Here is a 25834-nt window from a genome sequence, read left to right as displayed (position 1 = left end):
CACGCCACGAATCACCGGCAGTCGGCGCAGGTCCCGAAGATCTCGATGGTGTGGCTGACGTCGGAGAAGCCGTGCTTGGCCGCCACCTCGGCCGCCCACTGCTCGACCTCGTGGTCGCCCACCTCGATGGTGGCGCCGCAGTCGCGGCACACCAGGTGATGGTGGTGGTGCTCGGAGCAGCGCCGGTAGACCGACTCCCCGGTGTCGGTGCGCAGCGTGTCGATCAGGCCGGCCGCGGCCATCGACTGCAACGTCCGGTAGACGGTGGTCAGCCCGATGTTCTCGCCCCGCTGCCGCAGCTCGTCGTGCAGTTCCTGGGCCGAGCGGAATTCGTCGAGGGTCTCCAGCAGCGTGGCGATCGCCGCCCGCTGGCGGGTGGAGCGGACGCTCGCTTCAGCCATCGGCGCCGCTCTCCTCCGCAAGCGGGGGGTGCCCCCACCTCATCGGTTCGCTCTGCATCGTCGCCGGCGTGCTCACGGCGCGTCCTCGCCGGCGTGCGCGACGGCGTCGACCACGATGTGCGCCAGGTGATGGTCGGCCAGCCGGTAGAGCACCTCGCGGCCCGACCGTTCGCCGGTGACCACGCCGGCCGCCTTGAGGATCTTGAGGTGCTGGCTCACCAGCGGTTGCGGCACGCCCAGCGCGTCGACCAGCTCGTGCACGCAGCGGTGCGACTCGCGCAGCTGCAGCACGATCGCGATCCGCACGGGCGCGGCCAGCGCGCGCAGCAGTTCGCCGGCCGCGTCGAGGATCTCCCGCGGCGGCGGGACCGGGTAGTCGGTCAGGCCGGATAGGCCCGCCTCGAGCGCGCCGTGATCGTGCGCGTCGACCTCCAGCGCCATGCCGCCGGCACCGGGCGGGGTGGCGGCCGCCGGCGAGGGCGAAGCGGGGGAGGGCGCGGGGGAGGGCATCGTCATGGAACTCGTCATCACCTCGAAGGAGTGCCAGGTGGGCGCGGTAGTCGCGGTCGACTCGAGCGCCGGGCTACCTTCCACTGTCACATGCACGATGACGCATGTCAAAGACGGCGGCGCCGGTCGATACCATGGCTGAGGTTTCGCGGGCCGCGGCCACCCGTCGCGCCCGCTTGTCCGAGCTGAGAAAGGGAGTGGAGCGCCCCGTGGCGTCCGTCATCGACACCGTAGTGAACCTGGCCAAACGGCGTGGCTTCGTCTATCCCTCCGGGGAGATCTACGGTGGCACGAGGTCGGCGTGGGACTACGGCCCGCTCGGCGTCGAGCTCAAGGAGAACATCAAGCGGCAGTGGTGGCGCGCGGTGGTGACCGGCCGCGACGACGTCGTCGGCCTCGACTCCTCGATCATCCTGCCGCGCCAGGTGTGGGTCGCCTCCGGGCACGTCGAGGTGTTCAACGATCCGCTGGTCGAGTCGCTGATCACGCACAAGCGCTACCGGGCCGACCACCTCATCGAGGCCTACGAGGCCAAGCATGGGCACCCACCGCCCAACGGCCTCGCCGACATCCGCGACCCGGACACCGGCGACCCCGGCCAGTGGACCGAACCGCGCGAATTCAACATGATGCTCAAGACCTACCTCGGGCCCATCGAGACCGAGGAGGGGCTGCACTATCTGCGCCCGGAAACCGCCCAGGGCATCTTCGTCAACTTCGCCAACGTGGTGACCACCTCGCGCCGCAAACCGCCGTTCGGGATTGGTCAGATCGGCAAGAGCTTCCGCAACGAGATCACGCCCGGCAACTTCATTTTCCGGACCCGCGAGTTCGAGCAAATGGAAATGGAGTTTTTCGTCGAGCCGTCGACCGCCAAGGAATGGCACCAGTATTGGATCGACACCCGCCACCAATGGTATGTCGACCTGGGTATCGATCCGCAGAACATGCGGTTGTTCGAGCACCCCGCCGACAAGCTCTCGCACTACTCCGACCGGACCGTGGACATCGAGTACAAATTCGGCTTCGCCGGCAACCCGTGGGGCGAACTGGAAGGCATCGCGAACCGCACCGATTTCGACTTGTCAACGCACGCAAAGCATTCCGGTGTCGACCTGTCCTACTACGACCAGGTCAGTGACACCCGCTACGTCCCGTACGTGATCGAGCCGGCGGCCGGGCTGACGCGGTCGTTCATGGCGTTCCTCATCGACGCCTACGTCGAGGACGAGGCCCCCAATGCCAAAGGGGTGCTGGAGAAACGCACGGTGCTGCGCCTGGACCCGCGGTTGGCGCCCACCAAGGCGGCGGTGCTGCCGCTGTCGCGGCACGCCGACCTGAGCCCCAAGGCGCGCGACCTCGCCGCGGAGTTGCGCCAGTACTGGAACATCGATTTCGACGACGCCGGCGCGATCGGGCGCCGGTACCGCCGCCAGGACGAGGTCGGGACGCCGTACTGCGTGACCGTCGATTTCGACTCCCTCGACGACCACGCGGTGACGGTGCGCCGCCGCGACGACATGACGCAGGAACGGGTCGGCATCGACGCCGTGACCGATTACTTGGCGACCCGCCTCAAGGGCTGCTAATCCCCGGCCCCACCGAGCGCCGAAGCCCCCAATTAAGGGTTGAATAAAGAACCGGCCGTAACCGCCGAGCATGCCTTAAGATCCGGTTTTGGGTACTTACTCGCCGCGGGTGGGTGTCGGGCTGTGCAGAACGTGCCGTTTCGGTCGGTTGGGTTGTGATGATTCCTGCTTTTGCGTTCTTTCCCCCGGAGATCAACTCGGCGTTGATGTACGGCGGCGCGGGATCGGGCCCGTTATTCACCGCCGCCTCGGCGTGGGACATGCTGGCCGCCGAACTGGCGGACGCGGCCGCGTCGTTTCAGGCCGTGATCACGCAGTTGGTCGCCGGCGCCTGGTCGGGCCCGTCGTCGGCGGCCATGGTGGCGGCGGCGGAACGCTACGTGGAATGGCTCAACGTGGCCGCGGCCCAGGCGGCGGCCGCGTCCACGCAGGCCAACTGGGCGGCCAGCGAATTCGAGGCGGCATTCGCGGCGACGGTGCCCACCCCGCAGGTCATCGAGAACCGGATCCGGCTCATGGTCTTGATCGCGACCAACTTCCTGGGTCAGAACTCCACGGCGATCGCGATGACCGAGCTCGAGTACGGCGAGATGTGGGCCCAGGACGTGGCGGCGATGCTCGGCTACCAGGCGGGGGCCACGTCCGTGGCCGCCACGCTGCCGGCCTTCACCGCGGCGCCGGTCGGCCTGGCCGGCCTCGCCGGCTTGGTCACCACGCCGCTGGCCGAACTGGTGTCGCAGTTCGCCGGGGCGCTGTCGTCGGCGGGTGTCTCGCTCTTCCCGCAGCTGCAGTCGGTGTTCATGGCGCTCTCGCCCGCGATCTCGACGGTCACGTCGCTGATGTCGACGGCCTCGGCGCCGGTGTCGACGCTGACGTCGGTGGCGCAGGTCGGGCTGCTGCCGGCGACCGCGCTGATGTCGCCGATGGTGGCGGCGGCGCAGGGATCGGCCCAAGGGGCGCCGACGCTGGCCGGTGCGACCGCCGCGACCAGCGCGGCCTCCGCCGTCGAGGCCCCGCTGGCTGCGGGTAGCGCCGTCTACGCGCTGCAGCCGATCGCCGCCGGCGGCGGCGGGGGACTGAGCGCCCTGGGCGCGGCGTCGGCGGGCATCGGCACCGCCCGATTCGTCGGACCGATCGCGGTGCCCCCCGCGTGGCCCGGGGCGATGCCGGCCTACCTTCCCACCCCGGCGATCGCGGGGGTGGCTGTCTCGCCGACCGCGGCCGGGGCGGCCGGCGCGGTGGGTGCGGCCGGCGGGACCCCCGTGACGGCGATGCCGATGAGCCGGCGGGGCGCGCCGGAGGGCGAGAACCGCGAGGTGGTCGGCCGCGGTCCCGGAGGTCGGCACGTGGTCCAGCAGCGCCCACGCGTGGTGCCGCGATCGAAACGCGGCTAGCACGCATTTAGCGGTTCGTGATTCGTCGGGCGGCCAATGTTTCGGTTCCCAGGCGGGAATTGTTCTGTCGCACGTTGTGCAAACGCGCGCCGCCTCCCGAGGTGCGGCGGCGGGGCTGCGGTCCTACCGCCGCGCCGCTGCCCGACGTATCGGAAACGACTGTCGGACAACGATTTCGGGGCAACACGTCGGGCTCGGGCCGCCCGCTCGCCCCCGGCTGCCGTCGTTGCGTCGGGCTCGGGCCCCGCTGCCCGAGCGCCCGTTGTGCCTGAGAACGTAAAACAAATTCGAGGTTTTGCGGCCATTGCTCTCCGATTGATTTACTATGTGACCCGTTAGGTGTTGTTAAGTTCGCCACAGCGTCCGAACGCACCGGAAGTCTGCTGTTGAAGGGGGCAGGGGTGCTATTGCCTCTAGGTTCACCATTGCCGGACGACTCCGTCGAGGCGGTTCGAGGCGACTCCGGCATGCTCGGCGGCCTGTCCGTCCCGCTGGTCTGGGGCGTGGCCGTGCCGCCCGACGACTACGACCACTGGGCGCCGAAGTCAGACGTGACCGCCGACGCCGACACGACCGACCGTCCCCGCCCCGCCATGGTGACCGAGGACTGGAAGGGCTGGGCAGCCGGAGACGCCGAACCACGCTTCGAGATGCCGCGCACCGGCCGCGTGGTGCCGCACTCGCCCGCCGCCGGCTAGGAGCCGGGCCGGTCAGAACCGGCCGCCGCCGCCCATGAATCCCCCGCCGGAAGACGTGGGCGCACCGCCGAACGACGTCGGGCTCCACCCGCCGAAGCCGCCCCGCATCCCGGCGCTCAGCGTGTCGCCGATGATGATCCCGCCGAGCATGGCGCTCAGGTCGCTCCCGCCGCGGCGGGTGTAGACGCGCTGCGCGGTTTGCACGTTCTCGTTGGCCAGCGCCTGGGCCCGCGCGGCCAGCGTCGACGCGGCGTTGGCGTGGGCGATCGCCTCGGTGGGGTCGGTTGCGCGTTTGCCCTGCGCGGCGTCGAGATGGCGTTGGGCCTCCGCGAGCCGGGTGCGGGCCTCCGGGCCGACGCTGCCGCGGCGGGTGTCGATGTAGTCGGAGACCGCGCGCACCCGGGTCTGCGCGGTGAACAGCGCCTGCTCCAGCGACCGGGTGAGCTGTTCGGCGGTGGCCTGCTCCTGGGCCAGCGTGGCCAGCATCCCGTTCAGGTCGGAGTCGGCCTTGGTCAGCCGGGCGAAGGCCGCCAGCGGATCGTCGGCGGCGCCCGCCCGCGCGCCCTCGACGGCGCTGGCGGCCGCTTCGCGGGCCGCGGTGAGGTCGTCGCGGTGCGCGGCGTCGGCGCCCGTGCGGCGCAACAGCTCGTCGGCGCGCTGGATGTCGTTGCCGATGTCGGCCATGGCCGACGGCAACCGGTCGACGGCGTGCTGGATGTCCCCGGCCGCGTGGTCGATCGCGTCGAGCAGGGCGCCCGCCTGACCCAACGCCGCCTCGGCGGCGCGGACCGCATCCACCAGGCCGGCCTGCTGCCCGCTGACGGCGTGCGCGGCGAGTTCGCGCGCGGTGCCGATGTTGCGGTCGGCGAAGGTCAGCCGCTCGTTGGCGGCCGTGACGTTACCCGCGACGGACGTCAGCGCGCTGGCGTGGAATTCGTTGTGCAGCTCGGCGAGCCGCCGCTCCGCCGGCGCGATGCGGGTGGTGAGCTCGACATACCGTTGGGTCAGCGCGTCCAGCCGGGACGGGGCGTTGATCACCAGGTCGCGCAGCTGCTCGAACGCCTCGGTCTGCGACTCCAGCTCGCGGTCAGCGCGCGCGGCGGCGACGACGACCTGGGTCAGCAGGTCGCGGCGCCGCTCCGGGGTCTCGGGGACGCCGTCATCGAGCTCTTGGCGCACGCTGAACGCCTGCGACAGCGCGGCTTTGGCGTTGCTCACCGCCTGGGTGAACGGCCGGGTCCGCTCGTCGCCGAATTCCTCGACGGCCAAGTCCAGCTCGTTGGCGCTGGTGCGCACGGCGTTGTCGACGTCGACGACCAGCGACCGGGACAGGTCGTCGAGCGCCTCCAGCGGCACCGCGGCCAGGGCGGCGGCGTCGGTGGGGTCGACGCGCCGCGCGGCGGCCAGCGCGGCGGCCCGCCGGCGCCGGCGGCGATACCGCATGACCAGCAGCAGGACCGCCACCGCGGCGAGCAGCGCCGCCAGGATGGCCAGCAACGCCAGCCGGCCCGACGCCGGGGGCGACGTGTCGAGCCCGGTGGCCGCCGCGACGGCGGCGGCGCTCCAGTCACCCCTATGCAGGGCCGGCTCGATCTTGTTGCGCCGCAACGCGTCGACCTGACCGGGGCGGATGCTCTTGATGGTGGACGGCACCAGGAAGGCGTAGGCGCGGCTGCGGGTGGCGACGGCCAGCAGCGCGTCGAACTCGCCCAGCTCGCTGGAGCGCACCGTGCGCTGCGCCCAGTCGACGGCGTTGTACCCGGAGAAGTCGTCGACGTAGACGACCCACAACCGGATGTGGCGATCGTCGTAAAGCTTGCCGATCGCGGAGGTCACCGCCGCACGCCCCGAATCCGACAGCGCCGCGGACTGATCGGTGACGTAATCGGCCAGCCGCAACGGCGGTTGGGCGCCGGCCGGCGGCGCCACCAGCACACCGCCGCCGAGGGCGACCGCGACGGCCGTCGCGACGACGGCCAGCAGGCGGGCGATGCGCATAGCCGCCAATTTAGTCCCGTGCCACTGCGTGCGGCGGCGACGGGCGAGCCGGGCGTTGCCTGGCAGACTGTGCCTCGGTGATGACGAACGAGCACGAGCCCTACGACGACTTCGACCGTGACCGACGGGTCCTCGAAGCGCCGAAGACCGCCGGCCTGCCGGGCACCGAGGGGCAGCACCGCACCGACTTCGCGCGGGACCGCGCGCGGGTCCTGCACAGCGCCGCGCTGCGGCGCCTGGCCGACAAGACCCAGGTGGTCGGGCCGCGCGAGGGCGACACGCCGCGCACCCGCCTGACGCACTCGCTGGAGGTTGCCCAGATCGGGCGGGGGATGGCCATCGGGCTGGGTTGCGACCTCGACCTGGTCGAGCTGGCGGGGTTGGCGCACGACATCGGGCACCCGCCGTACGGGCACAACGGCGAACGCGCGCTCGACGAGGTCGCCGCCGGCTACGGCGGCTTCGAGGGCAACGCTCAAAACTTCCGGATCCTCACCAGCCTCGAGCCGAAAGTGCTTGACGCTCAAGGCAACAGCGCCGGGCTCAACCTCACGCGGGCGTCACTGGACGCCGTCACCAAGTACCCGTGGACCCGCGCCGAGGGGCTCGCCGCCGGGTGCAGCAAGTTCGGTTTCTACGACGCCGACCGCGAGCCGGCGGCCTGGGTGCGCGCCGGCGCGCCCGAAGGTCGTACGTGCCTGGAGGCTCAGGTGATGGACTGGGCCGACGACGTCGCGTACTCCGTGCACGACGTTGAGGACGGCGTGGTGTCCCAGCGCATCGACCTGCGGGTGCTCGGCGACGACGACGAGGCGGCGGCCTTGGCCGCGCTGGGGGCCAGCGAGCACGCGTGGTTGAGCGCCGACGATTTCCTCGCGGCCGCGCGGCGGCTGTCGGGCCTGCCGGTGGTGGCCGCGGTCGGCAAATACGACGCCACGCTGGCGGCGTCGGTCGCGCTCAAGCAGCTGACCAGCGAATTGGTCGGCCGGTTCGCCTCGGCCGCCATCGCCACCACCCGCGCGGCCGCCGGACCGGGCCCGCTGGCGCGGTACCGGGCGAACCTGGAGGTGCCCGACCTGGTGCGCGCCGAGGTGGCGCTGCTGAAAATCCTGGCGCTGCAGTTCATCATGTCCGATCCGCGCCATCAACAGACCCAGGCCGGGCAGCGCGACCGCATCCACCGGGTGGCGGAGTGGCTGCATGCCGGCGCACCCCGGACGCTGGACCCCATCTTCGCCGCCGCATTCACCGCCGCCGCCGACGACGACGGGCGGCTGCGGGTGGTCGTCGACCAGATCGCCTCCTACACCGAGGGCCGGCTGGAGCAGATCGACGCCCGCCAGGCCGCGCCGTAGCCGGTCGACGGCGACCAAGTCGTCCCATCGTGGCGGCGTCGCGGCGCTGGCGAGTTAGGCTGCCCGGCATGACGAAGTTCAGCGGCCCCACCGCCATCGCCGCTCTCCTGGTCGGGCTTCCCGTCGCCGCCGTGACCGCCTGCAGCTCACCGCAGCACGCGAGCAATCAGCCGGGCACCACCCCGCCCGTGAAGAGCGACGCGCCCTCGTCGTCCGCCGAAGCGACCCCGGCCGCCGGCGCCGGCCCGCTCACCGCGCAGCTCAAGGCGCCGGACGGCCGGTCGGTGGCCAGCGCGACCTTCGAGTTCTCCGGCGGGTACGTGACCGTCACCGTGAAGACCACGACGCCCGGCATCCTGGCGCCCGGCTTCCACGGCCTGCACATCCACGAGATCGGCAAGTGCGAGCCGAACTCCGTCGCCCCCACCGGCGGCCCGGCCGGCAACTTCCTGTCCGCCGGCGGTCACTACCAGGCGCCCGGTCACACCGGTAAGCCGGAGAGCGGCGACCTGACGGCGTTGGAGGTCCGCCAGGACGGGTCGGCCTACCTGGTCACCACCACCGACGCGGTCAACCGCGACGAATTGCTCGCCGGCACCAAGACCGCCCTGATGCTGCACGGCGTTTCCGACACCGACACCGCGATGGACCGGGTCGCCTGCGGTGTGATCGGTACGGGCTAGCCGAACCGCCCGGCGCCCTACACTGAACCGATGACCAGCCCGGCCGGCTCGCGCTATCCCACCCCCCGGGAGGGGGACGGGGCGCGGGGCGCCGACGGCCGGACCCGCGGCCGCGGCCGCATCCCCGACCGCGACATCGCCGCCATCCGCGAGCGGGTGCGCATCGACGAGGTCGTCGGTGACTACGTCCAATTGCGCCGCGCCGGTGCGGATTCGCTGAAGGGCCTGTGCCCCTTCCACGACGAGAAGTCGCCGTCGTTTCACGTGCGCCCCAACCACGGGCACTTCCACTGCTTCGGTTGCGGGGAGGGCGGTGACGTGTATGCGTTCATACAGAAGATCGAGCACGTCAGCTTCGTCGAGGCCGTCGAACTGCTCGCCGACCGGATCGGCCACACCATCAACTACACCGGGCCGGCGACCAGCGTCCAGCGCGACCGCGGCAGCCGCACCCGGCTCATCACGGCCAACGCGGCGGCCGCGGAGTTCTACGCGGCGGCGCTGGAGACCCCCGAGGCGGCGCCGGCCCGGCAATATCTGACGGAACGCAATTTCGACGCCGACGCGGCCCGCCAGTTCGGTTGCGGCTACGCGCCCTCGGGCTGGGATTCGCTGACAAAACATCTGATACGCAAGGGCTTTGAGTTCAAGGAGCTCGAGGCGGCGGGCCTGTCCCGGCAGGGTCGCCGCGGGCCGATGGACCGCTTCCACCGCAGGCTGCTGTGGCCGATCCGCACCTCCGCGGGGGAGGTGATCGGCTTCGGCGCCCGGCGGCTCTACGACGACGACCCGATGGAAGCCAAGTACATCAACACCCCCGAGACGCTGCTCTACAAGAAGTCGTCGGTGATGTTCGGCATCGACTTGGCCAAACGCGACATCGCCAGGGGTCACCAGGCGGTGGTCGTCGAGGGCTACACCGACGTGATGGCGATGCACCTGTCCGGGGTGACCACGGCGGTCGCCTCCTGCGGCACCGCGTTCGGCGACGACCACCTGGCGATGCTGCGCCGACTCATGATGGACGACAGCTTCTTTCGCGGCGAACTCATCTACGTGTTCGACGGCGACGCGGCCGGGCGGGCCGCCGCGCTCAAGGCCTTCGACGGCGAGCAGAACTTGGCGGGGCAGTCTTTCGTCGCGGTGGCCCCCGACGGCATGGATCCCTGCGACCTGCGGTTGAGGTCCGGTGACGGCGCGCTGCGCGACCTGGTGGCCCGGCGCACGCCGTTGTTCGAGTTCGCCATTCGCACCGCCCTCGCCGAGCTGGACCTGGACAGCGCCGAGGGGCGGGTGGCCGCGCTGCGCCGCTGCGTGCCGATGGTCAGCCAGATCAAGGACCCGACGCTGCGCGACGAGTACGCCCGCCAGCTGGCCGGGTGGGTCGGCTGGGACGACGTCGCCCAGGTCATTGACCGGGTCCGCAGCCAGGCCAAGGGCGCCAAGGCCGGGGCCGTGGCCGGGCAGGGGGCCCCGCGGCGCGCCACCCAGCAGCAGCCCCGCGCGGCCGCCCGGCCCGCCGCCACCCGCCCGGACCCCCGCGACCCCACGCTGTGGCCGCAGCGTGAGGCGCTCAAGTCGGCGCTGCAGTACCCGGCGCTGGCGGGCCCCGTGTTCGACACGCTGACCGTCGAGAGCTTCACGCACCCCGGCTACGCCGCCGTCCGCGCGGCCATCGAGGCCGCGGGCGGCACCTCCAGCGGCATCACCGGGGGGCAGTGGATCGAGGCGGTGCGCGAGGGGGCGACGGCGGAGCTCACCGCGGGCCTGATCAGCGAGCTCGGCGTCGAGACGATCGCCGTCGACGAGGAAAAGCTCCCGCGCTACATCGGCGGGGTGCTGGCCCGGCTGCAGGAGGTGTGGATGGGCCGGCAGATCGCCGAGGTGAAATCGAAGCTGCAGCGCATGTCGCCCATCGAGCAGGGCGACGAGTATCACGCGCTGTTCGGCGACCTGGTGGCGATGGAGGCCTACCGCCGCAGCCTGCTGGAGCAGGCTAGCGGCGGCGATGTGACGGTGTGAGCGCCTCGTCACCTGCCCGCTCGGGGTCCCGCTCCATGATCGCGGTCTGGTCGTCGATCTCGGTCAGGGTGACGAAGCCGGCGTCCGGGGAGATCCGGTTGGCGATCTTGCGGCGCCCGCCCTCGATCATCGACTTGGCGACCGGGCTGCTGGTCAGGGCGCGATAGGTCCCGACGAGCTGCTCGTACCGGCGCCGCCCGGCCTTCGAACCAAGCACATAACCCAACCCCAGCACCACGGCATACCGGATCAAAGCGTTCCTCCCGACGATCGTTGGTTCCATCCTGCCTCACCGGGCGGGGTGCCCGCGCAGCCGGCGGCGGCCGCCCCCGGACCGCGCGGTTAGTTGGGCCCGGTTGGGCCAGTACGCTAGAGTCGTCCCGCGATTGTGTTGATCCCCTGTAGCTCAATTGGCAGAGCGTTCGGCTGTTAACCGATAGGTTCCTGGTTCGAGTCCAGGCGGGGGAGCATCTTCTGGGCGTCAGTGGCCGGCGCTTTGACCGCCGTCGACGTGCAGGATCCCCCTGCAGTTGGCGCGCTCGACCAGCGCGGTCGTCACATGGACCGCGTCACCCCCGGGCGGGCGCCGGTCGCCCGGTGCAGCACGTCGGCCGCCAGCCGGCGACCCAGAACGATCGGCGCCACGCAGCGTTGCATCTTCGCGCCGGCCAGCGCGCCGTCGTAGAGCAGCTGGATCTCGTGCGCGACGTCGTTCGCGCCGCCAACTCCCGCGGTGGTCAGCAGGTCCGCCATGGTCGCGTGCATCCAGCGCCGATGTGCGCGCACCGGTTCGAGGTCGACGCCGGGAAACTCGGCGGCGGCGTTGGCGTAGAGGCAACCGCGATACCCGCGCCGCGGCGCGGCCGCGCGCGCGAGGTCGAAGAATGCCAGCACCTTGTCGCCCGGCGCGGCGAGGCGCGAGGCGGCGCGCCGCCACCGCTTGCGGTCAGCCTGATCCAAATCGGTCAGATAGGCCAGCACCAGCGCGTCCTTCGAGCCGTACCAGCTGTACAGGCTGGCGCGGGCCACCCCGGCGTCGCGCAGGATCTGGTCGATGCCCACCGCCCGAATGCCTTGTGCCGCAAAAAGTTCGGAGGCGACCCGCAAGAGCCGGTCCGAGGGTCGGGCGGTCCCGGTCCGCGCGGCCTTCCCCACCCGCGCGCGGGTCGACGATGTGCTCATGGCTGCAGCTTAACCACACAACCCACGTAGACAGATCGTTCTGTCTGTGCCAATGTCGTCCCGCATACCGGGCACGTCCGTATCGGGTTGTCGGCGGGAGTCGCTGTGCGCCTGCGGATTTGCCGGGCCGCTGCCCGCTCGCCGAGCGGTGTGGGCCGCCGGTGTGCGACAGTGAACCCTCGGGTTCCCTCACTTTCGGAAGGACGCCTCCGGTGGCCACAGAAGCGGTACGCATCACGGCCGGGGCCAAGCGCTTTGGCGCGTCACAGGTGCTGGCCGACATCAACCTCAGCGTGACCGTCGGCGAGGTGCTGGCGATCGTCGGCCGCAGCGGCTCGGGCAAGTCGACGCTGCTGCGGGTGCTGGCCAGCCTGGAGACGTTGAGCGCGGGAACCATCACCTGGCCCGCCGACGGCACCCGCCCGCAGACCGGGGTGGTGTTTCAGCAGCCGCTGCTGATGCCCTGGTTGACCGTCGCCGACAACGTGGTGTTCGCGAAGCGATTCGCCGCGCATCGCAAGACCTTTGACGCCCGCTACGCGGCGGAACTGATCACCCGATTCGGCCTGGACGCGTTGGCCGGCCGGTATCCCGAACAGCTGTCCGGGGGACAGGCGCAACGCGTCGCGATCCTGCGCGCGGTGGCCACCCGGCCGCGCCTGCTGCTGCTCGACGAGCCGTTCAGCGCCCTGGACCCCGCCACCCGCGGCGAACTGCAGCGGTGGCTGGCGGACCTGGCCACCGAGCTGGGGGTGACGGTCGTGCTGGTCACCCACGACGTCGACGAGGCGCTGGCGCTGGCGCGACGCGTGGTGTTGCTCGGCGAGGACGGGCGCATCCGCCGCGAGTGGGCCCTCGACGAGGCGGCCGACCGGGCCCAGCTGCGCGGTGAGGTCCTGGACACTTACCGGGTCGCGGCACCGGTGTCGCCGTGACCGCGCCGACGTTCTCCCGGCGGCGCGTGCTGACCGGTGCTGTGGCCGGATTGGCAACCGCCGGAGGCGTTTTCGGCATCGCCGACCTCGCGCGCGCGGCGGCTACCGACCCCGGCAACCTCACCGGCCAGTTGCGGGTCGGCTACCTGCCGATCACCGACGCGGCCCCGCTGCTGATCGCCCATGCGGCGGGGCTGTACCCGCGCCGCGGCGTCAGCTCCGCCCGGCCCGTGCTGTTCCGCAGCTGGGCGTCGCTGGCCGAGGCGTTCATCAGCCGACAGGTCGACGTCGCCCACCTGCTGATGCCGATGGCCGTGCAGCTGCGCTACGGCCTGGGCAGCGGCGTGCGCGTGCTGGGCTGGAACCACACCAACGGCTCCGCGCTCACGGTGGCGCCGCACATCACCGACCTGTCCGACCTGGCCGGCACGCAGGTCGCCATCCCGTTCTGGTGGTCGATTCACAACATCGTGCTGCAGGAACTCCTTCGCGCGCACGGGTTGCGGCCGGTGCTGCGCCGCAGCGCGTCCCGGGCGGACCGCACCGTCGAGCTCATCGTGATGAGCCCGTCGGACATGGTGCCCGCGCTGGCCAACCGGTCGATCGGCGGTTACGTGGTCGCCGACCCCTTCAACGCGGTGGCCCAGGTGAAGAAGATCGGCCGCATCCACACGTTCCTCGGTGACGTGTGGCGCGACCACGCCTGCTGCGTCCTGATCACCCGGCAGGACGTCATCGACGGACGCCCCGAGGCGCTGCAGGGACTGCTCAATGCGGTCGTCGCCGCGCAACTGCGCATCGACGCCAACCGGAATGCCGCGGCGGCCGCGCTCGCGGGCGGCAAGTACCTGCCCCAGCCCGAGCCGGCGATTCGGCTCGCGTTGACCTACCCGAAGCCGCCGTATGCCTATGCCCACCCGGATTGGGCGCCGCAGCGCGTGGGTTATCAGCCGTTCCCCTTCCCGACGTTCACCCAGCGGCTCATCGAGGCCATGGACCAGACGGTGGTCGACGGTGACCGGCGCTTCTTGAGCCGCCTCGACCCGTCCCGGGTGCACGAAGATCTCGTCGACGACGCGTTCGTGCGCAAATCGCTTGCGGCCGTCGGCGGCCCGTCATCGTTCGGCCTCGCCGCCGACCTGACCCGAATCGAACAGGTGCAACCGCTATGACGATGATCGACGACGACGCTGCGCCGCCGCTCACCGCGGGCCCGGGACCGCGCCGGCGCACCGCCGTCGCCCGCCTGCTCCTGCCGATCGTCGGGGCCGCTGTCGCGATCGGGCTGTGGTGGCTCACCACCACGGTGCTGGCCGCGCCCCACTCGCTGCTGCGCCAGACAGCCCCGCAGAAGGTGGCGCCTGCGCTGGCCGACCTGTTCGGCCGCGGCGTACTGACCGGTGACATCGGAATCAGCTTGTGGCGGTTGGTGATCGGGTTGCTGACCGCCACCGTGCTCGGGATCCCCGCCGGCCTGGCGCTGGGGCTGAGCAGGGCGATCGACCGCGCGATGCTGCCGTTGGTGCAGTTCGTCCGGATGATTTCGCCGCTGTCCTGGGCGCCGATCGCGGTGGCCGTCTTCGGCATCGGTAACGAGCCGGTGATCTTCCTGATCACCGTCGCCGCCGTGTTCCCGATCCTGCTCAACACCGCCGCGGGTGTGCACGCGATCGAACCGGGGTACTTGTACGTCGCCCGAACGTTTCACGCGACCCGCCTCGAGCTGCTCACCGCCGTCGTGCTGCCGGCCGTGCGCCAACACGTGCTGACGGGCTTGCGGATCGCGTTGGGCATCGCCTGGGTGGTGCTGGTCCCGGCCGAAATGTTGGGCGTCCGTTCGGGTTTGGGCTACCAAATCCTCAACGCCCGCGACCAGCTCGCCTATGACCAGGTGGTGGCGGTGATCGTGGTCATCGGGGTGCTGGGTTTCGGCATGGACCTCGCCGCGCGGCGGCTGCTCGCGCCGCGCCGCTCCGGTCGCGCCGCCCCCGTCAACGCCTGACCCCTCACAGCAGGTAGTTCAGGCCCCACTCGCGTTCGGCGGCCACCTGGGCCGCGTTGCCGGCGGCGCCTGGGGCCTCGGCGTGCCGGGTGGCCAGGGCGACCAGGCCCGAAGCCATGGCGAAGACGCCGACCCCGTGCCGCTCGCTGGCGTTGATCAACTCGCCGAACGCGGCGTCGACGCTGCACCGGCGCCACCCGATGAGGATGCCCACCGCCATGTCGAGCACGCGTGTGGTGTCGCGGCGGTGTTGGTTGACCGGTGCCCTGCTGGTAAGCCCGTCGATCATGGTCGAATCTCCTCGGTCGTGGATGCCTGACATGCGGCATCGCCGCCGCAAAGGTGAGTCGTGACGAAACAGTGAAAGGCCACTAGCAACAGCGCGCGGCGACGCGACACGAAAAGGCCGCGGCCGTCGTTGCATGCTGGTGCATCACCTGACTATACGTCAGGGCACCGCCTATGACGAAGTGAAAGTATTTGACTCTCAGGCGATTTAAAGGTGGCGGGCAGGTAACCCGCCGGCCCGCTGCACGCACCTCAGGCGAGCAGGGGCTCCAGCGCCGAACGCAGGTCCGCCGCTTTCGGCACGCCGGCGGTGCGGTACCGCTGCCGGCCGTCGGCGTCGAAGATGAACGTGGTCGGCAGCGACAGCACCGAAAACCGCTTGGCCGCACCCGGATTGGCGTCGATGTCGATCTCGACGTGCGCGACGTCGGGCAGGTCCGCGCAGACCTGGTCCACCACGCGGCGCACCGACGCGCAGGGCCCGCACCAGTCGGCGCTGAAATGCACGACCGTCGGACCGCTGTGCGACAAGCCCAAATCCGAGGTGTCCTGCTCCGCGGCGGGCGCGGTCTGCCGCAACACGCCCGATCGCCGGTTCATCACGACGCCCACCGCCCCGGCGGCGAGCAGCGTGACGATGATCGCCACCGCGGCGATCGTCATCGCGCTCACGCCGGACCGCCTGGTGCGGTGCACGCGCTGGAAGTCATCGCCTCAGCCCGTCAGATCGAGAAGTCCTCGCCATACCAGACCCCGCCCTTCGGGGGCCGGATGACGCGGTCGGTGTGCGAGCCGTCGACGCGGGCCTCCAGCTCGGCCACCCGGGTGAGCAGCGACTGCAGGCTCACCCCGACCAGGTCGGGCATCCCCGAGTCGTCGGTGGCGGGGCGGCTGCGGCCGATGACCTGACCCGGCACCCCGACGACCACCGCATCGGAGGGAACCTCCTTGACGACGACGGCGTTGGCGCCGATCCGGCTGTCGCTGCCCACCTTGATCGCGCCGAGCACCTTGGCCCCCGCGCCGATGACCACGCGGTCACCGATGGTCGGGTGGCGCTTGCCGGTCTCCTTGCCGCTGCCGCCGAGCGTCACGCCGTGGTAGATCGTGACGTCCTCGCCGACCTCGGCCGTCTCGCCGATCACCACGCCGGTCGCGTGGTCGATGAACAGCCCGGGGCCCAGGACGGCGCCGGGGTGAATCTCGACCCCGGTCCCGATCCGGGTGAGCTCGGCAAAGACCCGTGCGGCCACCCGCGCGCCGCGGCCCCACAGCCAATGGCTGATCCGGTGCCCCCACACGGCGTGCACGCCCGGGTACGCAAGGATCACCTGCAACGTGGTCGGCCGGGCCGGGTCGCGGTCCCTGGCGGCCCGGATGTCGCGGCGAATGTCGGCAAGCATGTCAATCCGCCAGATCGGCGAAGAGCGGGGTGCTCAGATAGCGCTCACCGAAGCTCGGCAGCACCACCACGACGAGCTTTCCGGCGTTCTCGGGGCGGCGGGCCACCTGCAGGGCGGCGACGACGGCCGCGCCGGAGGAGATGCCGACCAGCAGCCCCTCTTCCCGGGCCAGCCGTCGGGCCATGGATAGCGAGTCCTCGTTGCCGACCGGGATGATCTCGTCGACCAGGTCGGTCGCGAGCACGGGCGGCACGAACCCGGCGCCGATGCCCTGGATGGGGTGCGGCCCCTTCTGGCCGCCGGAGAGCACCGCCGAGGCGGCGGGCTCGACCGCGACGAACTTCGTCGACGGCTTGCGTTCCTTGATCACCTGGGCGACGCCGGTCAGGGTGCCGCCGGTGCCCACGCCCGCGACGAAGAAGTCGACCTTGCCCTCGGTGTCGCGCCACACCTCCTCGGCGGTGGTCCTGCGGTGGATCGCCGGGTTGGCGGGGTTCTCGAACTGCTGGGGGATGAAGTAGCGCTGGTCGTTCTTGGCCAGCTCCTCGGCTTTGGCGATGGCGCCGGCCATGCCCTCGGCGCCGGGGGTCAGCACGATCTCGGCGCCGAAGGCGCGCAACAGCATTCGTCGCTCAGTGCTCATCGTCTCGGGCATGGTCAGCACGCACCGGTAGCCGCGCGCGGCGCAGACCATCGCCAGCGCGATGCCGGTGTTGCCGCTCGTCGGCTCCAAGACGATGGTGTCCGGCTTGAGCAGGCCGGCCTCCTCGGCCGCGTCGAGCATCGCCACGCCGATGCGGTCCTTGACGCTGTTCGCCGGGTTGAAGAACTCGAGCTTGGCGACGACGTCGGCCACCGCCCCCTCGGTGACCCGGTTCAGCCGGACCAGCGGCGTATTGCCGATGAGCTGTGTGACGTCCTGCGCGATGCTCATGAAGCTCCCTTAAGCGGTGTCGGAACAGGGCTCGTTCGCCTGCCAGATGATGTCGAATTCGATGGCTACATCTGTGGGTACGGTCAGGGCGATGGGGGTCAGTCGGTACGGCGCGCCGTCCAGGGCCACCCCGGTCAGTACGCGACCGGTGAGGTTGTGCGCTGTCTTTGCTGTCATTGTCGTTGCCGATGTGCCTGGTGCCGGACGGAGGTAGAAATCGCTGCCGGGCTCAACAATATCGCGAATCACCGCGCCGTCGGCGTCGACCAGCGTGTGTCCCTCAGTGACGCTGAGGGCCAACGGGATTGGCACCTGAAACGGGCCCACCAGGTGCGAGTCGGCGGTCGCCTGGTGTTCGACCAGCCGGAGTTCGTCCGCGCCGCGCGCCGCGTTGCGCGCCCCGTCGATCAGGTAGTTGTACAGGTGCACGACCATGTCGGCGTTGCGGTAGTGGCGGGTATCGGTCAGCCAGAATCGCACCTCGTCGATCGTCGGATCGCCGCCCTGTGCCGTGGCGAGCAACCGGTAGTGGCGGTAGCCGCTGCCGGCGCGGCCGTGCCGGCTGGCCGACAGCGTGCTGCCGACGCCCAGCGTCCGCTGGTGGCGGCCGGCGCCCGCGTCCACCGTCAGGTGAGAACCCGAAACGTCCTGCCAGACAGTCCCATTGGTGGATTTTTGCAAGCGCAGGTGCACGGGCCCGGCGGCCTCCGTCCACACCGAGTAGCCGCCCAGCTGCGGTTCGCCGTCGAATTCGAAGGTCAGCGACGGCCCGGGACCGCGCTGCACCCGCACCGGGACATTGCGGGGCCGGGTGTCGAGCGCGAGGCCGTTGGTGAACTGCCAGATCGCGGCCTGCGTGGCGGCGATGGCGTGGTGCTCGCTGATGTTGGCCGGGCCCTGCAGGTACCCGGCGGCGCGCAACTGCCCACTCAACTGCGCTGTCGTGCGCATCGGGAAGGAGTTGCGCAGGATCCAGTCGACCTCGGCCTCATGCCCGCGGGTGTGCAGATGGGGCAGGGTGGACCAGGTGCCCAGGCGGTAGCGCGTCGGTCGGTCGGGTGCGATGCCGCAGAAATCCAGCGAGTAGGCACGCAGGTTCGGGTTGAGCCGGATCAGGTCGGTGCGCGCCCGGCTGCCGTCGACGAACTCGATGGTGTCGACGGTGTGCGAGTAGGTGCCGCCGCGATAACGCGTCATGCGGGTGACCTCGGTGGTGGGCCGGACCAGGACGCGGCGACGGGTCGTCACGGGCGCCGAGGCGCGTGGCGGTATGGACAACACTGTCATGGGTTGCTGTTCTTCCTGAAGTTCGAGAGTTGCGCGCTATGCGCGAGGGCGAATATCACCCGTCAGCGAAAAAAGCGCGACGATTAGAACGCGAGAATGGCCGAATCAGGCAATCAACAACAGCGACAACAGCACACAGCAAGACAGCGCGAGGGCATACGGCGCAGCTGTGGGGCTTGGTGCATGCGGCCCATCATAGGGCATGATGTGCGCGGGCTCGTCCGGCCTGCGGATAAGCCGGACAGCGCGAAAAAATTCTCACTGAGTTTTACACTTGCCGCGGCTCGGCGAGATTGTATTTCGCGGGTGAATTCGACCACTACCGCCCTGGTGTTTTCCACGGAAACGAAAGGACCATCATGACGTCGGCTCAGAGCGAGTCTCAGACCCTCGGCGATCTTGCCGCCAGGCAACTCGCGAACGCGACCAAGACCGTCCCGCAGCTTTCGACGATCACGCCCCGATTCCTGCTGCACCTGTTGAGCTGGGTGCCGGTGGAGGCGGGCATCTACCGGGTGAACCGCGTGGTCAACCCGGAGCAGGTCGCCATCAAGGCCGAGGCCGGCGCCGGCACCGACGAGCCCCTGCCCGAGACCTACGTCGATTACGAGACCAGCCCCCGCGAATACACGCTGCGCAGCATCTCCACCCTGGTCGACATCCACACCCGGGTCTCCGACTTGTACTCCAGCCCCCACGACCAGATCACCCAGCAGTTGCGGCTGACGATCGAGACCATCAAGGAGCGCCAGGAGTTCGAGCTGATCAACAGCCCCGAATATGGGCTGCTCGCCCAGGCGACGCCCGAACAGACCATCCAGACCCGGGTCGGCGCTCCCACCCCCGACGATCTGGACGCGCTGATCACCAAAGTCTGGAAGACGCCCAGCTTCTTCCTCACCCACCCGCTGGGCATCGCGGCGTTCGGCCGCGAGGCCACCTACCGCGGCGTACCGCCCGTCGTCGTGAATCTTTTTGGGGCGCAATTCATCACGTGGCGCGGCATCCCGCTGATCCCGTCGGACAAGGTGCCGGTGGAGGACGGCAAGACCAAGATCATCCTGGCGCGCACCGGTGAGGAGCGCCAGGGCGTGGTCGGCCTGTTCCAGCCCGGTCTGGTGGGCGAGCAGGCGCCGGGGCTCTCCGTCCGATTCACCGGCATCAACCAGTCGGCGATCGCGACCTACCTGGTCACCCTGTACACATCCCTGGCTGTCCTGACCGACGACGCGCTCGCCGTGCTCGACGGCGTCGCCGTGGACCAGTTCCATGAGTACAAGTGAGTACCGCGCGGTAGACGCCGAAAGCGACCTGCCGATCAGCGCCGCGGAACTGGCCGCGCTGGCCAGCCAGCTGTATGCGGCCAGCATCCGGCCCGGTCCCGACAGCCCCCCGCAGTCGGCACCGGTCGCGCCGCGGGGCAGCGTGCCGGACGTGACCGCCGCGACGTCCGCCGCGCGGACCGCGGCGGGCACCGCCGACGCCTACCCGTCGCCGGCGCCGCTGGCCGGTGGCTCCGACGTCTACCTGCCCGCCGCGACGTCGCCGTCGCTCGAGACCCCGCCACAGACGGTGCCGGTCGCACCGCGCGGCAGCGTTCCCGACGCCACCACCCCCACGTCGACCGGGCGCACGGCGGCGGGCGCGGCCGACGTGTATTCGAATCCCGTTCCCCTGGTGGGCTTTCGGGACGTCTACGTCCCGGCGCCGACCTCCCCGCAGCCGGACGCACCGCCGCAGACGCTGCCGGTCGCGCCCTGGGGCGGCGGCCTCGACCCGACGGCCGCGGCAGCGGCGGGTACCGCGCATCCCTTCGCGGTGCCCACCGACTTCGGTGCGTACGCCGTGCCCAGCCAGGGCATCGTTCCGACGGTGCCCGGAGTGCTGGCCGGCGCCGCCCCGGCCGCCGCGCCGGTGGCCCCCCGGGGCGAATCGCCGTCCTGGCTGCCGGGAGCGCCGGGAGTCGGCGACCTGGGCTGGTCCGATGCCGCGTCCGCGGCCGCGCCGGGCGCGGGGGACGAGGGCAACTATCACTTCCTGACGGGCGCGGGGCCGATACCGCGACTGCCCGACGAACACGAGGTGTTCGAGGTCAACGCGATCCGGGCGGACTTTCCGATTCTCGCCGAAGTGATCAACGGCAAGCCGCTGATCTGGTTCGACAACGCCGCGACCACCCAGAAGCCCCAGGTGGTGATCGATCGCCTGGTGCGCTTCTACAGCCACGAGAACTCCAACATCCACCGCGCCGCGCACGAACTGGCGGCGCGGGCCACGGACGCCTACGAGGAGGCCCGCGACACCGTGGCCGACTTCATCGGCGCGCCGAGCTCGGAGAACATCGTGTTCACCCGCGGCACCACCGAGGCGATCAACCTGGTGGCGCACGCATGGGGCGGCAAGCACCTGCAACCGGGTGACGAGATCGTCATCACCCACCTCGAACACCACGCGAACATCGTTCCCTGGCAATTGATTTCGCAGAAAACCGGTGCGGTCCTCAAGGTCGCGCCGATCGACGACGCGGGCAACCTGTTGCTCAACGAGTTCGAGCAGTTGCTCGGTCCGCGGACCAAGCTGGTGGCCGCGAGCCAGGTGTCCAACGCGTTGGGCACGGTGGTGCCGGTGGACAAGATCGTGGAGTTGGGGCATCGCTACGGCGCGCGGGTGCTCATCGACGGCGCCCAGTCCATCCAGCACATCCCGACCGATGTCGCCGCGCTGGGCGCCGATTTCTACGTGTTCTCGGGCCACAAGATCTACGGGCCGACCGGCATCGGCGCGCTCTACGGCACCACGGACGCGCTCACCGAGACCCCGCCCTGGCAGGGCGGGGGGCACATGATCGCCGACGTCACCCTGGAACGGTCGCTGTACCAGGGGCCACCTGTCAAGTTCGAGGCGGGCACCGGCAACATCGCCGACGCCGTCGGGCTCACCGAGGCGCTGCGCTACGTGCAGCGGCTCGGTGTCGAGCGCATCGCCGCCTACGAGCACGCGCTGCTCGAATACGCCACACCGCGGCTGGCCGACATCCCCGGTGTGCGCCTGGTCGGCACCGCGACGGAGAAGGCCAGCGTGTTGTCGTTCGTGTTGGCCGGGCACGAGCCGCTCGAGGTGGGCAAGGCCCTCAACGCCGAGGGCATCGCCGTGCGGGCCGGGCACCACTGCGCTCAGCCGGCGTTGCGGCGCCTGGGCCTGGAGGCCACCGTGCGGCCGTCGTTCGCCTTCTACAACACGTTCGACGAGATCGACGTGTTCCTCAGGGCGGTGCGCAGGATCGCCGAGGGCGGCGCGGCGATCGGCTGACGGACCTTCGAGCGAAAAGCCCGCCTGCGCCGGAAAGCGTAGGCGGGCTTTTCTGGGTGTCGGTTTAAGTGCCTGCGCTCCAACCGAATACGCGCGAGGTCAACAGCACGATACCCAGCGACACGGTGGCGACGACGGTGAGGCCGATGACCGCGACGGCCAGCGGGCGCCAACCGGTGCGGGCGATCTGGCGGATGTCGGTGGTGAGCCCGACGCCCGCGAAGGTCAGCAGGAACGCCCACTTGGACACGTTGGCCAGGTTGGCGGTCTGGCCCTTGCTCAACCAGCCGGCCGTCGCGATCGCCGACACCGCCAAAAATCCCAGCACGAACTTCGGGAATTTGGCCCACACGAACGCGGCCTTCGCCCGCGCTCCCGGCGCGATCTCGTCGGCCTCGCCGCGTCCGGCCCAATACAGCGCGAAGCCGAGCACGACGAACCCGATGAGCGCGTTGCGGGTCGACTTCACCAGCACGGCGATCTTGCCCGCGTGATCCGAATACAGGTAGCCGGTGGCCGTCGTCTCGGCGGTGTTGTCCACCGACAGGCCCGCCCACAACCCGAATTCGTGGTCGGTCAGCCCGATCGCGTGTCCCAGCGGTGGCAACACGAACAGCGACACCGCGCCCAGCGCGAGAATCGCCGCGATGGCGTAACCGACGTCGGAGTTGCGGGCCCGGATCGCGCCCTTGGCCGCCACGATGGCCGACACCCCGCAGATGGACGTCCCGATGGCCAGCAGCGAACCGAGCTTGCCGGACAGGCCGAACGCGCGGGCGGCGAAGATGATGATCGTTCCCGCGATCACCATGTCCACCAGGATCTGCACCAGGCTGGTGGCGCCGAGCTTGGCGATGTCGCCCAGCACGAAGCGCGAGCCGAGCGCGACGATGCCGACCTTGAGCCAGAACTGATAGGTCAGCACCCCGGGCCGGAATACCCGGTGCAGGCCGACGGTGTTGGTGATGATCAGGCCGATGACGATTGCCCACAGCACGTACTCGATGTCCGGAACGGTCCAATGATGGTGCTTGGCAGTCGAATTCCACCAGATCTGCGCGTACTTGCCCAGCACGCCCACCGCGACCAGCAGCAACAGGCCCGGAACGTAGTCCAGTGGCCTGGCGCTGGTGAAGGTGGCGTCGGTGGTCTCGTCCGGTTCGACGCTGACGGTGCTCACCCGGGTCACCACGGAATCTTCGGGAGCACGCCTGCCACCGCCAGCGCGGTGATCACGCCGGCCAGGATGGTCGCCCACCAATCTTCGCCGAGCCGCGTCAGCCAGCCGTTCCGTCGCGGCGTATCCGGGCCGCCGCCATCGCCTTCCGGTGCGCCTTGCACCACCACGAGCACTCCTCTTGGTTTCGGGGGGCCCCTCGTCGGCGCGCCCTTGTCGGAATGGTTGCCCGCGGGACCGGGGGAGCCAAGTTATTGGATCGGGGTGAATCTAGCGCCGCAGCTGCGGTCGAGCGGCGCAGAACGGCGGGCGGCGACCACGCGTCAGGTCGGCAGACCCTGTTCCTCGGCATCGGCGCGATAGCGGTCGACCCAGTCGTCGGAACGCTTGTCGGCCTGGCGTTCCAGCACCGGCTCGGGCGCCAGCTGCGGATCCAGGCCCAACGATTCGAGGATGGTCGCCACCACTTGAGTCAGGTTGCGCCACAACACGGGATAGGGGATCTCGAGGGGCTCCACGCCTTCCTCGGCGAACCACTTCCGCCAGCCCTCGTCTTGGGCCCGCAGCATGGTGACCACGTGCGCGATGGCACCGGCGTGATAGGTGGCGCGGGCATCGCGAACCGGGTCGGGGCGGCCCCGCCACACGCGGGTTTGTACGGCGCGCCAAAAGGACACGGCCTGCGACACCGCGTCGGGCCGGTAGACGTAGATGTAGAGCGGCTCCTCGCCCACGACGTCGCGGATCGCAGCGCGCAGCCCCTCGCCGCTACGGTCGGGCAAACCCTGGGCGCGACTGAGCAGCAACGGGGTCTGGTTCCACATCAGCTTGCCGCCCCACACGCCGTTCGGGGTCTTGCCGACGGTGCGGATGTAACTGCGCCAGACGTCGGCCGGCGCCAGGTCGGGTGTCCCGGCGTCGAGCGGGTCCAGCAGGCTCAGGATGGTCTCGTCTTCGACACCGGCGAACCACTCCCGGGGCTGTGGGGCCTGGCTGGTGGTCGGCAGGTACTGGAAGAACTCCTGCGGTTCACCAGCGACGCCGGTCGCGCGCAGCGATTCGACCAGCAGCGTGCTGCCGCTGCGCTGGGAGGCCAGCACCAGGTATGACGACGGGTGATCGGTCACGCGGGAAGTCTAACCAGACGGGGCGGGCCCCGGAGCGGGTCCGTTCGGCTCACCCTGAGGGAAACCCTTGCCGGACAGCGTCGTTGCCCGAACTGTGGCGATCGAAGTGCCGCCCCATTGCGGCACGCGCGCCGCGTGATCACTTCGTGACATTGCATCTCGATGAGCGCAAACCTGACGGTGCGGGCTGGGTTGCCCGTAGATTCCTGGAACCTAGTGCGCGACGTGCCACGGTGGCCGCGCGTAAGTAGCGCTGTTCTCGTCGCGAGCGGCTAGTTACGCACGGATAACCGTGTTACGAACAATGGGGGTCTTCAGTGAGTCGGAAAGGCCGCCGTCGGGTTGGGTCAGCTCGGTGAATGGCCAGAGCCTGGCCAAGCCGATGAACGCGCTGGGCCAATTCTTCCTGCTCTGCGCCGAGGCGCTCGGCGCCATGGTGCGCGGGCCGTGGGCGTGGCGCGAAGTGCTCGAACAGATTTGGTTCGTCGCCCGGGTATCCATCTTTCCGACGATCATGCTGTCGATTCCCTACACCGTCCTCATCGTGTTCGTGCTCAACATTCTGCTCGTCGAGATCGGTGCCGGGGATCTGTCCGGCGCCGGCGCCGGCCTGGCATCGGTCACGCAGGTCGGGCCGGTCGTCACCGCCATGGTGGTCTCGGGTGCCGGCTCGACGGCCATGTGCGCCGATTTGGGCGCGCGCACGATCAATGAGGAGATCGATGCCATGAAGGTGATCGGCATCAACCCCATTCAGGCGCTTGTTGTTCCGCGCATCATCGCCGCCACCTTCGTCGCCGTCCTGCTCTACTCGGTGGTCGCAGTGACCGGGTTGACCGGCAGCTACGTCTTCGTGGTCTTCGTCCAGCACGTCACCCCGGGTGCGTTCATCGCGGGCATGACGTTGGTGACCGGCCTTCCGCAGGTGGTGATCTCGTTGATCAAGGCGACCTTGTTCGGGCTGTCCGCGGGCCTGATCGCCTGCTACAAGGGCTTGTCGGTGGGCGGCGGCCCCACCGGGGTCGGCAACGCGGTGAACGAGACGGTCGTTTTCTCGTTCATGGCGCTGTTTTTCATCAACATCCTCACCACCGCGCTCGGCGTGAAGGTCACGGCGAAATGACCGGCGTCGCAGGCGAACCGCCGTGGTTCGTCACCGTCGGGCCCAGGCTGGTGGCCTCGACCCGCAAGTTGGGCGAGCAGACCGTTTTCTACGGGCAGTCCCTGGCCGCCACCGTCGACGCGGTGCGCCGCTACCCGGGTGAGCTGTTGCGGTTGATCGCCGAAATGGGGATGGGCACAGGCGCTTTGGCCGTCATCGGTGGAACCGTCGGCATCATCGGTTTCCTCACGCTGACCACCGGCGCCCTGGTCGCGGTGCAGGGCGCGATCATCCGGACGTTCAGAAACGCCGACAGGAAGCCGGTCATCGCCTCGACACCGATGTTGGACAGGGTGTCGTAGCCCTGCACCGCGACCAGGGCGCCGGTGGTCAGCGTGAGGAAACCGATGATGCCGACGGTTCCACCGATGACGGCCA

25 protein-coding genes, 1 tRNA gene and 2 pseudogenes are annotated in these 25834 nt (G+C 70.1%); 14 read left to right on the top strand and 14 right to left on the bottom strand.

The features are described from left to right. Positions 1–11 precede the first annotated feature (11 nt). Positions 12–401 (bottom strand): Fur family transcriptional regulator, encoded by a 390-nt coding sequence (locus tag A5700_RS19545; RefSeq protein WP_068065726.1) that lies wholly within the window; start codon positions 399–401, stop codon positions 12–14. 72 nt (positions 402–473) lie between these two features. Continuing rightward, the gene (locus A5700_RS19540) at positions 474–917 is read right to left on the bottom strand and encodes a helix-turn-helix transcriptional regulator (RefSeq protein ID WP_068065794.1); all 444 of its coding nucleotides are present in this window, start codon (positions 915–917) and stop codon (positions 474–476) included. 191 nt (positions 918–1108) lie between these two features. Here A5700_RS19540 and A5700_RS19535 point away from each other — a divergent pair, with 191 nt between their 5' ends. The 3 genes from A5700_RS19535 to A5700_RS19525 all read left to right on the top strand — a co-directional run bounded on the left by A5700_RS19535 (position 1109) and on the right by A5700_RS19525 (position 4592). Next, a complete protein-coding gene (locus A5700_RS19535) occupies positions 1109–2500 on the top strand; it encodes a glycine--tRNA ligase (RefSeq protein ID WP_068065729.1) in 1392 nt (463 codons plus the stop codon). A 158-nt stretch (positions 2501–2658) separates the two neighbouring features. Then, the gene (locus A5700_RS19530) at positions 2659–3894 is read left to right on the top strand and encodes a PPE family protein (protein WP_068065732.1); all 1236 of its coding nucleotides are present in this window, start codon (positions 2659–2661) and stop codon (positions 3892–3894) included. 467 nt (positions 3895–4361) lie between these two features. After that, positions 4362–4592: a hypothetical protein gene (locus A5700_RS19525; RefSeq protein ID WP_068065797.1), complete on the top strand. Its 231-nt coding sequence runs from the start codon at positions 4362–4364 to the stop codon at positions 4590–4592. 12 nt (positions 4593–4604) lie between these two features. Here A5700_RS19525 and A5700_RS19520 read toward each other — a convergent pair whose 3' ends face one another. Continuing rightward, on the bottom strand, positions 4605–6590 hold the full coding sequence (locus A5700_RS19520) for a TPM domain-containing protein (protein ID WP_068065733.1): 1986 nt from the start codon (positions 6588–6590) through the stop codon (positions 4605–4607). 80 nt (positions 6591–6670) lie between these two features. Between A5700_RS19520 and A5700_RS19515 the strand changes: the two genes are divergently transcribed. From A5700_RS19515 to dnaG, 3 genes are all read left to right on the top strand, one after another. Then, the gene (locus tag A5700_RS19515; RefSeq protein WP_068204940.1) at positions 6671–7945 is read left to right on the top strand and encodes a deoxyguanosinetriphosphate triphosphohydrolase; all 1275 of its coding nucleotides are present in this window, start codon (positions 6671–6673) and stop codon (positions 7943–7945) included. Positions 7946–8013: 68 nt separating this feature from the next. Further along, a complete protein-coding gene (locus A5700_RS19510; RefSeq protein ID WP_068065738.1) occupies positions 8014–8628 on the top strand; it encodes a superoxide dismutase family protein in 615 nt (204 codons plus the stop codon). Between the two features lie 30 nt (positions 8629–8658). Beyond that, positions 8659–10650: a DNA primase gene (gene dnaG, locus A5700_RS19505; RefSeq protein ID WP_068065741.1), complete on the top strand. Its 1992-nt coding sequence runs from the start codon at positions 8659–8661 to the stop codon at positions 10648–10650. Here the strand turns inward: dnaG and A5700_RS19500 are convergent. Then, positions 10625–10903, bottom strand: a complete 279-nt coding sequence (locus tag A5700_RS19500) for a hypothetical protein (protein WP_068065744.1) — start codon at positions 10901–10903, stop codon at positions 10625–10627. The genes dnaG and A5700_RS19500 overlap by 26 nt on opposite strands. Before the next feature lie 142 nt (positions 10904–11045). Between A5700_RS19500 and A5700_RS19495 the strand changes: the two genes are divergently transcribed. Then, positions 11046–11118, top strand: a tRNA-Asn gene (locus A5700_RS19495). A gap of 87 nt (positions 11119–11205) precedes the next feature. On the opposite strand, the gene A5700_RS19490 is transcribed toward A5700_RS19495, so the two are convergent. Continuing rightward, positions 11206–11832 (bottom strand): TetR/AcrR family transcriptional regulator, encoded by a 627-nt coding sequence (locus A5700_RS19490; protein ID WP_068065746.1) that lies wholly within the window; start codon positions 11830–11832, stop codon positions 11206–11208. Positions 11833–12044: 212 nt separating this feature from the next. On the opposite strand from A5700_RS19490, the gene A5700_RS19485 reads away from it, so the two are divergent. The 3 genes from A5700_RS19485 to A5700_RS19475 are packed head-to-tail and all read left to right on the top strand — an operon-like array spanning position 12045 to position 14769. Next, positions 12045–12767 carry an ABC transporter ATP-binding protein gene (locus tag A5700_RS19485; protein ID WP_068065751.1) on the top strand — a complete coding sequence of 241 codons (723 nt, stop codon included), beginning with the start codon at positions 12045–12047 and terminating at the stop codon, positions 12765–12767. Then, complete coding sequence (locus tag A5700_RS19480) at positions 12764–13939, top strand: ABC transporter substrate-binding protein (RefSeq protein WP_068065754.1); 1176 nt, start codon at positions 12764–12766, stop codon at positions 13937–13939. The genes A5700_RS19485 and A5700_RS19480 overlap by 4 nt, the downstream gene beginning before the upstream one ends. Before the next feature lie 2 nt (positions 13940–13941). Continuing rightward, positions 13942–14769, top strand: coding sequence for an ABC transporter permease (locus A5700_RS19475; protein WP_156671308.1), 828 nt, complete (start codon positions 13942–13944; stop codon positions 14767–14769). Between the two features lie 4 nt (positions 14770–14773). Here A5700_RS19475 and A5700_RS19470 read toward each other — a convergent pair whose 3' ends face one another. From A5700_RS19470 to A5700_RS19450, 5 genes are all read right to left on the bottom strand, one after another. Further along, the gene (locus A5700_RS19470) at positions 14774–15058 is read right to left on the bottom strand and encodes an ANTAR domain-containing protein (RefSeq protein ID WP_068065762.1); all 285 of its coding nucleotides are present in this window, start codon (positions 15056–15058) and stop codon (positions 14774–14776) included. Positions 15059–15309: 251 nt separating this feature from the next. Beyond that, a complete protein-coding gene (locus tag A5700_RS19465; protein ID WP_369828292.1) occupies positions 15310–15720 on the bottom strand; it encodes a thioredoxin family protein in 411 nt (136 codons plus the stop codon). Positions 15721–15779: 59 nt separating this feature from the next. Then, positions 15780–16460, bottom strand: a complete 681-nt coding sequence (cysE, locus tag A5700_RS19460) for a serine O-acetyltransferase (RefSeq protein ID WP_068065767.1) — start codon at positions 16458–16460, stop codon at positions 15780–15782. Position 16461: 1 nt separating this feature from the next. After that, positions 16462–17394 carry a cysteine synthase A gene (cysK, locus tag A5700_RS19455; RefSeq protein WP_068065770.1) on the bottom strand — a complete coding sequence of 311 codons (933 nt, stop codon included), beginning with the start codon at positions 17392–17394 and terminating at the stop codon, positions 16462–16464. A 9-nt stretch (positions 17395–17403) separates the two neighbouring features. Next, positions 17404–18681, bottom strand: a complete 1278-nt coding sequence (locus A5700_RS19450; protein WP_068065773.1) for a TQXA domain-containing protein — start codon at positions 18679–18681, stop codon at positions 17404–17406. A gap of 359 nt (positions 18682–19040) precedes the next feature. Between A5700_RS19450 and A5700_RS19445 the strand changes: the two genes are divergently transcribed. Both A5700_RS19445 and A5700_RS19440 read left to right on the top strand, forming a co-directional pair. After that, on the top strand, positions 19041–19964 hold the full coding sequence (locus A5700_RS19445) for a family 2A encapsulin nanocompartment shell protein (protein ID WP_068065778.1): 924 nt from the start codon (positions 19041–19043) through the stop codon (positions 19962–19964). Further along, positions 19951–21990, top strand: a complete 2040-nt coding sequence (locus A5700_RS19440) for a family 2A encapsulin nanocompartment cargo protein cysteine desulfurase (RefSeq protein ID WP_068065781.1) — start codon at positions 19951–19953, stop codon at positions 21988–21990. The genes A5700_RS19445 and A5700_RS19440 overlap by 14 nt, the downstream gene beginning before the upstream one ends. 64 nt (positions 21991–22054) lie before the next feature. Here the strand turns inward: A5700_RS19440 and A5700_RS19435 are convergent, their stop codons facing one another. From A5700_RS19435 to A5700_RS19430, 3 genes are all read right to left on the bottom strand, one after another. Further along, on the bottom strand, positions 22055–23182 hold the full coding sequence (locus A5700_RS19435) for a YeiH family protein (RefSeq protein ID WP_068065784.1): 1128 nt from the start codon (positions 23180–23182) through the stop codon (positions 22055–22057). Beyond that, complete coding sequence (locus A5700_RS26200) at positions 23176–23337, bottom strand: hypothetical protein (RefSeq protein WP_156671303.1); 162 nt, start codon at positions 23335–23337, stop codon at positions 23176–23178. Before A5700_RS26200 ends, A5700_RS19435 begins: the two co-directional genes overlap by 7 nt. A gap of 153 nt (positions 23338–23490) precedes the next feature. Further along, positions 23491–24294 carry a Stf0 family sulfotransferase gene (locus A5700_RS19430; RefSeq protein ID WP_068065788.1) on the bottom strand — a complete coding sequence of 268 codons (804 nt, stop codon included), beginning with the start codon at positions 24292–24294 and terminating at the stop codon, positions 23491–23493. Positions 24295–24676: 382 nt separating this feature from the next. Here A5700_RS19430 and A5700_RS19425 point away from each other — a divergent pair, with 382 nt between their 5' ends. Further along, entirely contained in the window at positions 24677–25417 is a 741-nt protein-coding gene (locus tag A5700_RS19425; protein WP_369828291.1) for an MlaE family ABC transporter permease, read from the top strand. Next, positions 25414–25680 (top strand): annotated as a pseudogene (locus tag A5700_RS19420) (ABC transporter permease); the annotation flags it as partial. The gene A5700_RS19425 and the pseudogene A5700_RS19420, both read left to right, overlap by 4 nt. Positions 25681–25727: 47 nt before the next feature. Here A5700_RS19420 and A5700_RS27455 read toward each other — a convergent pair. Further along, a pseudogene (locus A5700_RS27455) lies at positions 25728–25775 on the bottom strand (hypothetical protein); the annotation flags it as partial. Positions 25776–25834 lie beyond the last annotated feature (59 nt).

Source organism: Mycobacterium sp. E1214 (assembly GCF_001666755.1).
Lineage (GTDB): Bacteria > Actinomycetota > Actinomycetes > Mycobacteriales > Mycobacteriaceae > Mycobacterium.
The sequence above is the reverse complement of the archived record's forward strand: the minus strand, read 5'-3'. Positions and strand labels throughout refer to the sequence as shown.